Annotated in this window: 8 protein-coding genes and 1 rRNA gene; 4 read left to right on the top strand and 5 right to left on the bottom strand. The window is 62.8% G+C overall.

Translation table 11 applies throughout. The features are described 5' to 3' along the window. The first annotated feature begins 47 nt into the window (after positions 1-47). From ACO77H_RS17840 to ACO77H_RS17855, 4 genes are read left to right on the top strand one after another with little or no spacing between them, the layout of a single operon-like run. Positions 48-1,154, top strand: a complete 1,107-nt coding sequence (locus tag ACO77H_RS17840) for a tartrate dehydrogenase (RefSeq protein WP_169957325.1) — start codon at positions 48-50, stop codon at positions 1,152-1,154. 2 nt (positions 1,155-1,156) lie between these two features. After that, positions 1,157-2,605 (top strand): aldehyde dehydrogenase family protein, encoded by a 1,449-nt coding sequence (locus ACO77H_RS17845; protein ID WP_169957323.1) that lies wholly within the window; start codon positions 1,157-1,159, stop codon positions 2,603-2,605. Positions 2,606-2,637: 32 nt separating this feature from the next. After that, positions 2,638-3,396, top strand: coding sequence for an SDR family oxidoreductase (locus ACO77H_RS17850; protein ID WP_169957322.1), 759 nt, complete (start codon positions 2,638-2,640; stop codon positions 3,394-3,396). A 28-nt stretch (positions 3,397-3,424) separates the two neighbouring features. Continuing rightward, entirely contained in the window at positions 3,425-4,396 is a 972-nt protein-coding gene (locus ACO77H_RS17855) for a cyclase family protein (protein ID WP_169957320.1), read from the top strand. A gap of 1 nt (position 4,397) precedes the next feature. On the opposite strand, the gene ACO77H_RS17860 is transcribed toward ACO77H_RS17855, so the two are convergent. From ACO77H_RS17860 to rrf, 5 genes are all read right to left on the bottom strand, one after another. Next, positions 4,398-6,815: a TonB-dependent siderophore receptor gene (locus ACO77H_RS17860; protein WP_432754386.1), complete on the bottom strand. Its 2,418-nt coding sequence runs from the start codon at positions 6,813-6,815 to the stop codon at positions 4,398-4,400. Positions 6,816-6,925: 110 nt separating this feature from the next. Beyond that, positions 6,926-7,900: a FecR family protein gene (locus ACO77H_RS17865; protein WP_172314992.1), complete on the bottom strand. Its 975-nt coding sequence runs from the start codon at positions 7,898-7,900 to the stop codon at positions 6,926-6,928. Further along, a complete protein-coding gene (locus ACO77H_RS17870; RefSeq protein ID WP_057439140.1) occupies positions 7,897-8,409 on the bottom strand; it encodes a sigma-70 family RNA polymerase sigma factor in 513 nt (170 codons plus the stop codon). The genes ACO77H_RS17865 and ACO77H_RS17870 overlap by 4 nt, the downstream gene beginning before the upstream one ends. Positions 8,410-8,526: 117 nt before the next feature. Continuing rightward, a complete protein-coding gene (gene mrdA / locus ACO77H_RS17875) occupies positions 8,527-10,419 on the bottom strand; it encodes a penicillin-binding protein 2 (protein ID WP_169957315.1) in 1,893 nt (630 codons plus the stop codon). 231 nt (positions 10,420-10,650) lie between these two features. Continuing rightward, positions 10,651-10,766: ribosomal RNA gene (rrf, locus tag ACO77H_RS17880) — 5S ribosomal RNA — on the bottom strand. Positions 10,767-10,864 lie beyond the last annotated feature (98 nt).

Consider the following 10,864-nt stretch of genomic DNA (forward strand, 5'->3'; position numbering starts at 1 on the left):
AAGAATGTCCCCGCCTCACTGACAACAACAAAAACAGGAGATACGGCGTGTCCAATTCCACGACCAGCACCCGCCATCGTATTGCGGTGATTCCCGGCGACGGTATCGGCCGCGAGGTGGTGCCCGAAGGCCTGCGCGTACTGGAGGCCGTCAGCCGGCGCTTCGGGATTGCGTTTGAGTTCGATCACTTTGCCTGGTGCAGCGAGCACTACCTGGCCCACGGCACCATGATGCCGGACGATTGGGCCGAGCAGATCGGCAGCCATGATGCGATCTTCTTCGGCGCCGTGGGTGCCCCGGACATCATCGCCGACCATACGGCGGTGTGGGAGTCACTGCTCAAGATCCGCCGCCAGTTCGACCAGTACGTCAACATCCGCCCGGTACGCCTGATGCCCGGCGTGCCCTGCCCGCTTGCCGGCCGTGTGCCGGGGGATATCGACTTTATCGTGGTGCGCGAAAACACCGAGGGCGAGTACTCCAGCGTCGGCGGGCGGATGTGGGAAGGCACGCCGCGCGAGATCGCGGTGCAGGAGTCGATCTTCTCCCGCGAAGGCGTGGACCGGGTGGTGGACTACGCCTTCAAACTCGCCCAGCAGCGACCACGCAAGCACCTGGTGGCCGCCACCAAATCCAACGGCATTTCCATCACCATGCCGTTCTGGGACGAGCGGGTGAACCTGATCGCCCAGCGCTACCCGGACGTCAAGAGCGCCAAATTCCACATCGACATACTGTGCGCACACTTTGTGCAGCACCCGGACTGGTTCGATGTGGTGGTGGCCTCCAACCTGTTTGGCGACATCCTCTCCGACCTCGGCCCGGCCTGCACCGGCACCATCGGCATTGCCCCCTCGGCCAACCTCAACCCCGAGCGGCGCTACCCGTCGCTGTTCGAGCCGGTACACGGTTCGGCGCCGGACATTGCCGGGCTGGGCGTGGCCAACCCCATCGGGCAGATCTGGTCGGCTGCGTTGATGATCGAGCACCTGGGCAATGGCGACCCGCTGTACCAGCAGGCCGCAGCAGCGATTGTCTCGGCCATCGAGACGGTGCTTGCGCAAGGCCCGCGCACCCGGGAAATGGGCGGCAGCGCCAGTACGATCGAAGTGGGCGTGGCCATCGCCGAATGCATCGCCGGGAACAGGAGCTGAACATGATCAACGCACATTACATCGCCAACCAATGGCAAGCCTCGACGTCCCTGGAAGACATCCCGGTGATCGATCCCAGCAGCGGCGAAACCTACTCCAGCATCGCCCGGGGCACCGCTGCCGATGTGGACGCCGCCGTCCGCGCCGCGCGCCTGGCCGTAGGCGAAACCTTCGATGGCCCGTGGGGCACGTTGTCGGCCCTGGAGCGCAGCCGCCTGCTGGCCAGGCTTGGCGCGGCGGTGCTGGAGCATCACGAAGAACTGGCGCAGATCGAGGCGCGGGACACTGGCAAGGCGCTGAAAGTCGCGCGGGCCGATGCCACCGCCCTCGCCCGTTATTTCGAGTACTACGCTGGCGCGGCCGACAAGTTGCACGGCGAGACCCTGCCTTATCAGAACGGCTACACGGTGCTGACGGTGCGCGAGCCCCATGGGGTAACCGGGCATATCATCCCGTGGAACTACCCGATGCAGATCTTCGGCCGCAGCGTCGGCGCCTCCCTGGCGGCGGGCAATGCCTGTGTGGTCAAGCCGGCCGAGGATGCCAGCCTGTCGTTGCTGCGCCTGGCGCAGATTGCCGCCGAAGTGGGCTTCCCGGCCGGTGCGATCAATGTGGTGACCGGCTATGGCTACGAGGCTGGCGCGGCGTTGTGCAGCCACCCGGGTATCGATCACATCTCGTTTACCGGTTCCACCCTGACCGGCACGGCGGTGTCCAAGGCCGCCGCTGAACGGCACTGCCCGGTGACCCTGGAACTGGGCGGGAAATCACCGCAGCTGGTATTCGCCGATGCCGACCTGGAGCAAGCCTTGCCGGTGCTGGTCAACGCCATTGTGCAGAACTGCGGGCAGACCTGTTCGGCGGGCAGCCGGCTGCTGGTGGAGCGCAGCATTTATGAAGCGCTGGTGGAGCAACTCAGCCAGCGTTTTCGCGAACTGCGCACCGGGCCTTCGGCGCTGGACCTGGACATGGGCCCACTGATCAACCAGAAGCAGCAACGCCAGGTACGTGAGTTCGTGCGCGAGGCCGAACAGGCCGGCATCACGGTGGCCGCGCGCGGCCAGGTGGTGGCCGAGGCCGGCAGTGGTGGTTACTTCCAGGAAGCGGTGCTGTTTCGCGACGTGCCGCCCGACAGCCGCCTGGCCCGGGAGGAAGTCTTCGGCCCGGTGTTGGCCGTGATGCCTTTCGACGACGAAGCCGAGGCGATCCGCCTGGCCAATGGCACCGAGTTCGGCCTGGTCGCCGGCGTATGGACCCGCGACGGCGCACGGCAAATGCGCCTGGCGCGCAAGCTGCGCTGTGGCCAGGTATTTATCAATAACTACGGGGCCGGCGGCGGGGTTGAACTGCCCTTCGGCGGCGTCAAGGCCAGCGGTTATGGCCGGGAAAAAGGCTTCGAGGCCCTGCTGGGCTTTACCACCTTGAAGACCATCGCGATCAAACACGGCTAAGCCATTACAACAACAAGAAAGGAGCACACTCCATGCGTCTAGCAAACAAAGTTGCCATCGTCACTGGTGCCGGTTCCGGCTTTGGTGAAGGGATCGCCAAGACCTTCGCCCAACAGGGTGCGCGGGTTATCGTCGCCGACATGAACGCCACCGGCGGCCAGCGGGTGGTCAATGAGATCGCCGCCACCGGCGGCCATGCCCATTTCGTCGAGGTCAATGTGGCCAACGACGAAAGCGTGGGCGCGCTGCTGCGCGCGACCCTGGAGCAATTCGGCGGGCTGGATATCGTCATCAACAACGCCGGCACCACCCACCGCAACCGGCCAATGCTGGAGGTGGACGAGGCCGAGTTCGACCGGGTGTTTGCGGTCAACGTCAAAAGCATCTACCTCAGCGCCAGGCATTTTGTGCCGCACTTTCGCGGCCAGGGCGCCGGCGTGTTCGTCAATATTGCCTCGACCGCCGCGATCCGCCCACGCCCGGGACTGGTCTGGTATAACGGCAGCAAGGGCGCGGTGGTGGTCATGAGCAAGACCATGGCGGCGGAGCTGGGGCCGGACAATATCCGCGTCAATTGCGTGAACCCGGTGGTCGGCGCAACCGCGTTGCTCAGTGAGTTCATGGGCGTGCCGGACACCCCGCAAAACCGTCAGAAGTTCATGGCAACCATCCCCCTGGGACGTTTTTCCACCCCGCAAGACGTGGCCAATGCCTGCCTGTACCTGGCCTCGGACGAAGCGGCCTTTATCACCGGCACCTGCCTTGAAGTCGACGGTGGGCGCTGCGTGTAACTCAACGACCAAAGGGATCGGAGTCGATATGTGCGACTTACATAACAAGAACGAACCGAGCACCAAGCAGCTACTCGAAGGCCTGCCAAAGAACTGGGGTAAATGGGGACCGGACGATGAAGTCGGCGCCCTCAATTACCTGACCGAAACCGAAGTGCTGCGCGGCGTGGCCGCGGTGCGCCAGGGCAAGACCTTCACCCTGCAAGTGCAGATCGGCCATCCGGGCGGCGACCCGATGTGGCCGGCGCGCAACCCGTCGATGCGCTTCAACACCCTGGATCACAGCCACTACCACTTCGGCAAGCAACCCGAAATGACCGGCGGCGCGGCGTATTGCGACGATGTGATCTTCATGCAGCTGCAAGGCTCGACCCAGTACGACGCCCTCGGGCATGCCTGGTACGACAATCAACTGTGGAACGGCTACGACGCCATGAGCACCGTCGGCGGCATGGCCAAGGCCAGTGTGCTGGCGATTGCCGAGCGCGGCGTGGTCGGGCGCGCGGTGCTGATCGACATGGCCCGCCATCGCGGCAAGAAATACCTGGGCCGTGGCGAAACCTTCAACCACCTGGACTTGCTGGCCGCCGCCAAGGCCCAGGGGGTGACCATCGAAAAGCGCGACATCCTGATCATCCGTACCGGCTCCATGGGCGCCTTCTACGAGTATGGCAAGACCGAGTTTTTCAAGGACCTGGTGGAGCCCGGCCTGACCTACAGCCGGGAACTGGTGGAGTGGTTCCACGCCATGGAAATCCCCAACCTGGTGACCGATACCATCGCTAACGAAGTGATCACCGACCCGGTGTCGGGGGTGCAGATTCCGTTGCATTGCGCGCTGATGCGCAACCTCGGCATCGCCTTTACCGAGATCGTGCTGCTGGAGGATCTGGCCGCCGATTGTGCCGACGACGGCCAGTGGAAGTTCCTCTACACCGCCGCGCCGTTGAAGATTGTCGGTGGCAGCGGCGCGCCGGTGAACCCGGTGGTGATCAAGTAGCTCACCAATCGTAGGACACGGCCAGGGACGCAGTGCGCTCCTGGCCGTAATAGCAACCAAAGGAGTAGTTGCAGGACGAGACGTACTCGCGGTCAAACAGGTTCTGCACGTTGAGGCTGGCTTCGGCGCCCTTGAATGTGGGGCTGACGCGGCTCAGGTCGTAGCTGACGGTGGCGTCAAAGACCACGAACGACGGGGTCTTGAAGGTGTTGGCCGAGTCGCCGTACTTCTTCCCGGTATACCGCGCACCACCGCCTACGGTCAGGCCGGCCAGGGTATCGCCGGCAAAGTGGTAGTCGACCCAGGTACTGGCGCTCCAAGGCGCCTGCGCCTCGCTGCGGTTACCCTCTTCGCCGTAGTTGCTCTTGGTATAGATCACGTCCAGGTACGACAGCGCACTGATCAACTCCACCTGGCCAAACCGGGCCTTGCCTTCAAATTCCACGCCCCGCGAGCGCACTTCGCCTTCCTGCAACTGGTATTCGCGATAGACCAGATCGCCGGTCAGGACGTTTTTCTGTTTGATCTGGAACACCGACAAGGTCAGCAGCGACTGGTCGTTGGGCTGGTATTTGAGGCCCGCCTCATACTGCTCGCCTTCCACCGGTTTATAGGCGCCGCCGCCACGCTCCGGGGCCAGCCGGCCGACGCTGGGCAGAAACGACTCGGCATAACTGACGTAGGGCGCCAGGCCAAAGTCGGTGAGGTAAGTCAGGCCGACGCGACGCGTGAGTTGCTTGTCTTTCTGCGACACCGTGCTGTGGTCCAGCAGGTCGCGATTGATCACTTCGGCCCAGTCTTCACGCAGGCCCATGGTGAGGATGAAACGGTCGAACTTGATCTGGTCCTGGGCATACAGACCGGTCTGCTTGACCGTGTTGTTCCACTTGGTGGTCAGTTGCGGCTGGCCAAAGGTGTGGTAGTTGGACGGTTTGTAGAGGTCGATGATTTCTGCGCCGGAGAGGTTGTAGCCCTGATATTTACGGGTGAACTCGCGGTGATCGAAGCCCACCAGCAAGGTGTGTTCCAGGGCACCGGTGGCGAACTTGGCCTGCAGGTTGTTATCGAGGGTGTAGGCGCTGTTGTGTTGGCGCCAGTCGAGCTTGGTGCGGCTGGCGCGGGTGTCGTCGGTGCTGCCATCGGGCAGTTCGACGAAGCGGTTCAGGTAGAAACCTTTGTAGCGGTCGTTGACGTCGGTAAACCGTGCGGTCTGGCGATATTCCAGGTTGTCGTTGAAGGCATGGGAGAAGTCATAGCCCAGCACGTACTGATCGCGAATGTAGTTGTTCCAGTCGGAGTCGCCGAGGAAGGTGTCGCGGTCGATGTGCTGGCCCTTGGAGTTGCGGTACAGGGTGCCAATGGCCGGCAACGCCTGGTAGTCGGCCAGGGATTTGTCACGCTGGATCTGCGCATAGATCGTCAGGGCAGTGTCATCCGTGGGCGCCCAGGTCAGGCTGGGGGCCAGCAAGGTGCGGCTGTCGGTGGCATGGTCGACCATCTCGTTACCGTCGCGGACCAGGCCGATCAGGCGGTAGCTCAAGGTTTTTGCCTCATCGAGGGGGCCGCTGAAATCCAGGGCGCCATTGACCCGGTCGTAACTGCCCAGGCCAAACTTGACCTGGTGCCGGGCCTCAGTGGTGGGCCGCTTGGACACCAGGTTGATCATGCCGCCCGGCTGGTTCTGCCCGAACAGCACTGAGGCCGGGCCCTTGAGCACTTCAATGCGTTCCAGGGTGTAGGGATCGATCTGTGGCGCGCCACCGAGGCTGCCGGCGTAAGGCAGATAGGCGCCATCGAGATACAACAAGGTGGGCGCGAAGCCACGGCTGGTCAGCTCGTCGGCGATGGTGTTGCGATCGGTATAGCCGTTGGTATCGACGCCTGGGGTGTAGCGCAAGGACTGGGTCAGGTTGCGTGCGCCCTGGACCTTGACCTGGTCGGCGGTGACCACGTTGACGGTCTGCGGGATTTCCAGGATCGGTGTATCGGTCTTGGTGGCCGTGGCGCTGCGGGTGGCCACATAGCCATCCACCGGGCCCCAGGCATTTTCTGCTACCAGGCCGGTGACGGTGGTGGCGCCAAGGTTCAAGGCGCCGCCTTCGGGCAGCAGGTACAGGCTCCAGGTGCCATTGTCGGTGACGGTCAGGCCCAGGCCGCTGCCGGCCAGCAAGTGTTGCGCGGCCTGTTCAGGGCTGTATTGGCCCTGCAGCGCCGGCGCGCGGCGGCCTTGCAGCAAGGCCGGGCTGACCGACAGCGTGCGCCCGCTTTCCCGCGACAGCCGGCTCAGGCTATCGCCGAGGTCTGCAGCGGGCAGATTGAAATATTGCTGGGTGCTGGCGGCCGTATCGGCCAGGGCGGCCACGGGGTGGCCGACCACCGCCAGGGTTACGGCCAGGGTCAACAGGCAGGGACGGATCATCAAGGGTGCCATAGGGTGAGGATGCTCATTGTCAGGTTGGCGTTCCCTAACCTTGACTCGCGAGATCGGCGACCCCCTCACGCTCAGTGAAAATAATTCCCATTGTCGGCTCAACGCACGTCTATCAGGGTCAACCAGGGGCCGTAGTGACTGATGCGCAGGGGGAAGGTCTGGGCCAGCGACTCCAGGGTTTGCGCCGGATCATCCAGTGGGTACACGCCATAGACGCGTACTTTTGCGGCTTGCTCACTGACCCGCAACACGCCCCGGCGATACGGCCGCAGGGCGTCGATCAACAGGCCCAGGGGCTCATCGCGGATATCCACGCGGCCGTCACGCCAGTCCGCGCGGCTGCGTACCGAGAGCGGTACCGGGCGCACATCGACATCGCTGAACCACGCCGCCTCCCCCGCCTCTACACGGCGCTGGCTGCCGCCGAGCGTGGTGACCTGGACGCTGTGCAGCTGCACCGAGGTCAGGCTGCCGGTGGCCTCCTGGCGCACCATAAATTGCGTGCCCAGGGCCTGGACTTCGCCCTGGTCGGTGGCGATCACAAACGGCCGGCGCGGGTCGGCGGCGACGTCCACGAACACTTGGCCCTCACGCAGGCGCACCAGGCGACGGCTGTCACTGAAGTGGATGTCCACCGAACTGCGGGCATTGAGGCTCAGGCGGCTGCCATCGGCCAAAGCGAAAGTCTTGCGCTCACCGGTGGCGGTGTGGCGGTCGGCCCACAGGCCATTGAGCGGTTGGGCGCGGTCAAAGATCGCCGCACCGCTGACACCGAACAACATCAGGGCCAGGCCACCGCGCAGTACCTTGCGCCGCGCTTCGGAATCCGGCGTCGCCAGGGCCTGGGTAACGGCGCGCAATTGGCCGGGGCTACGGGCCTCGACGCGCTGCAAATCAGCAATCGGCTGCTGCAGCAAACTGCCCACACGCTGCCAGGCGACGGTGTGCTGGGGGTTGGCCCGCAGCCAGGCTTCGAAGGCTTGACGCAGCGCGGGGTCGTCAGCCCCGGCCTCCAGGCGTAGCAACCAATCCACGGCGGCGCGGGTGGTGGCGTCCACCTTGGGGTGGCTCATGTCAGGTCCGCCGACTCGGCCAGGCAATGCAGGAAAGCCCGGCGCAGATCACGCTCTACCGTGGCCAGCGACACGCTCAACTGCTGGGCGATGACGGGCTGCGACAAGCCCTCGAGGCGATTGAGCATAAAGATCTGCCGGACACGCGGCGGTAGGCCATTGAGCAGGCGATCGATGCTTTCCAGCGCTTCGCGCACCAGGGCCAGGTCTTCTTCCGAAGGGGTGTAGGCGTGCGGCAACTGCGCCAGGCTGTCGAGGTAGGTCTGCTCCAACCGTTTGCGTCGCCAGAAGCTGAACAACAAGCGGCGCGCCACGGTGCTGAGAAACGCGCGGGGCTCATCGAGTTGATGGAGCTGGCGCGCATCCAGAATGCGGATAAACGTGTCCTGTGTCAGGTCCGCGGCATCTTGCGGGCACTTGAGCTGACGATACAACCAGGCGCGCAACCAGCGATGGTTGTCGTCATAAAGCGTTGCCAGAAGGACCTTGGGATCGGTAGGAGTAGACACGCGGGCAGCCAAGCACGTTAATGATAATTCATCTCATTATCTGCGCAGGCTGTGGCTAAATGCAATCGCTTATCTACCCAGTGGAACCTCGCTCAAGACGGCTTGACGATACTGGCGCTAGACACGAGGGTCGCCCGATGTCTTGGCCGGCGTGGCGTACTGCGGTTTCAGGTGGCCTTGCTGATCGAGCAACCAGGCATCCATGATCTGGCGCACCACCGGGCCTGCCACCCGGCCGCCCGCCTCGCCGTTTTCAATCATCACTGAAATCACGATCCTGGGGTGTTCAGCCGGGGCGAAGCCGACGAACAATGCGTTGTCGCGGTTGCGCTCGCGAGTCTTCAGGCGGTTGTAGCGCTCGCCCTGCTTGATTGCCACCACCTGCGCGGTGCCACTCTTGCCCGCGATCCGATACTGCGCACCGGCGGCCGACGCCCGGGCAATCCCGCGCGGGTCGTGCATCACCATTTGCATGCCGTGGTTGACCTGATCCCAGTCGCGGGGGTTCTTGAGCACGACATTGGGCATCGGGTTCTCGTCCACGGGTGGCACACCGTCGATGGTCTTGGCCAGGTGCGGACGATTCCACACGCCCTTGTTGGCGATCAGCGCGGTGGCCTGGGCCAATTGCAACGGGGTGACCTGCATATAGCCTTGGCCGATGCCGAGGATCACGGTTTCGCCCGGGAACCAGGGCTGGCGCCGGGTGGCACGCTTCCAGGCCTGGGATGGCATCAGGCCGGCCGACTCTTCGAACATGTCCAGGGAGACTTTCTGGCCAAGACCGAATTCGGCCATGTAGTCGTGCAGGCGATCGATCCCCAGCTTGTGGGCCAGGTCGTAGAAGTAGGTGTCGTTGGAACGCATGATGGCGGCGTCCATATCTACCCAGCCATCACCGCTGTGGTTCCAGTTGCGGTACTTGTGATCAAAGTCCGGCAGTTGGTAGTAGCCGGGGTCGAAGACCCGGGTTTGCGCGGTGACCACGCCACTGTCGAGACCGGCGATGGCCACTTCCGGCTTGATCGTCGAGCCTGGCGCATACAGCCCGCGCAACACGCGGTTGAACAAGGGCCGGTCGAGGGAGTCATGGAGCGCGGCATATTCCTTGAAACTAATGCCGGTGACGAACGAGTTGGGGTCAAAGCTGGGTTTGCTGACCATCGCCAGGACTTCGCCGGTTTGCGGGTCGAGGGCTACTACTGACCCGCGACGATCGCCCAGGGCTTCTTCGGCGGCTTCCTGGAGCTTGATATCCAGGCTCAGGACGATATTTTTGCCGGGAACCGGATCGGTATGCTTGAGCACCCGCAAGACCCGACCCTGGGCATTGGTCTCGACCTCTTCATAACCCACATGGCCGTGCAACTGCGACTCATAGAAGCGCTCGATGCCGGTTTTACCAATCGATTGCGTGCCACGGTATTCGACCGAATCCAGCTCCTTGGACTCTTTCTCGTTGATGCGCCCCACGTAACCAATGGAATGCGCAAAGTGTGCACCCAGCGGGTAGTGCCGCACGAACTGCGGCTCGACATCCACGCCTGGCAGGCGGAATTCGTTGACGGCCAATATGGCGATCTGTTCTTCAGTCAACTCATAGAACAACGTCACGGGCACGAACGGGTGGCGGGCTTGCTTCAGGGCCTTGTCGAATACGGCGCGGTCTTCGGGGGGCAGGTGCAGCAGAGCGATGATCGAGTCCAGCTCCCCTTTCAGGTCGGTAGCCCGTTCGCGGGTGATGGTCAGGTTGTAACTGGGACGGTTATCGGCCAGAACCACACCGTTACGGTCATAGATCAGGCCGCGGGTCGGGGTGATGGGCAGGACGTGGACACGGTTGTTTTCGGAGATGGTGGAGTGATAGTCGAACTCCACCACTTGCAGGAAATACATGCGGGCGACCAGGGCGCAGGTGATGCCAAGCACCAGTATTGCGCAGGCCAACAGGCGCTTGTTGACCAGGCGGTGCTCTTTTTCGTGGTCTTTGATCGGTATGGCTTCGGGCATTTCTACAGCATCTCGTTGAATAAGGGTGATGCCGCATCCTGCGGTTGAAAGGCCGTCCCTGAAAAAGCTGCTGCACCTTACCAAAAATACCGAAACACTTTGTATTGAATTGACCGAAGGGTGGTTGGGGGGTGGATAGCAGCGAAGCTGCGGGCTAGTCTTTGCGCGCGCCTTTTCGACCGCCCAAAACAAAACCCCAACTGCTTTCGCAATTGGGGTTTTGGAATTTAATCTTGACGATGACCTACTCTCACATGGGGAAACCCCACACTACCATCGGCGATGCATCGTTTCACTGCTGAGTTCGGGATGGGATCAGGTGGTTCCAATGCTCTATGGTCGTCAAGAAATTCGGGTACTGAGTCGCGGCAAGTGCCTCGCTTCAGCAAATTGGGTATGTGACAGCTTTCGGTGTTTTGTGAGATTCGAACTTTCGGTTCATTTC

This window comes from Pseudomonas sp. WMBT8 (genome assembly GCF_050916005.1).
In the GTDB taxonomy this organism is placed as follows: domain Bacteria; phylum Pseudomonadota; class Gammaproteobacteria; order Pseudomonadales; family Pseudomonadaceae; genus Aquipseudomonas.

Coding starts and splice junctions, on each gene's coding strand:
- mrdA (WP_169957315.1), bottom strand. CDS start 10,419: ATGCCCGAAGCCATACCGATCAAAGACCACGAAAAAGAGCACCGCCTG.
- ACO77H_RS17850 (WP_169957322.1), top strand. CDS start 2,638: ATGCGTCTAGCAAACAAAGTTGCCATCGTCACTGGTGCCGGTTCCGGC.
- ACO77H_RS17865 (WP_172314992.1), bottom strand. CDS start 7,900: ATGAGCCACCCCAAGGTGGACGCCACCACCCGCGCCGCCGTGGATTGG.
- ACO77H_RS17845 (WP_169957323.1), top strand. CDS start 1,157: ATGATCAACGCACATTACATCGCCAACCAATGGCAAGCCTCGACGTCC.
- ACO77H_RS17855 (WP_169957320.1), top strand. CDS start 3,425: ATGTGCGACTTACATAACAAGAACGAACCGAGCACCAAGCAGCTACTC.
- ACO77H_RS17860 (WP_432754386.1), bottom strand. CDS start 6,815: ATGATCCGTCCCTGCCTGTTGACCCTGGCCGTAACCCTGGCGGTGGTC.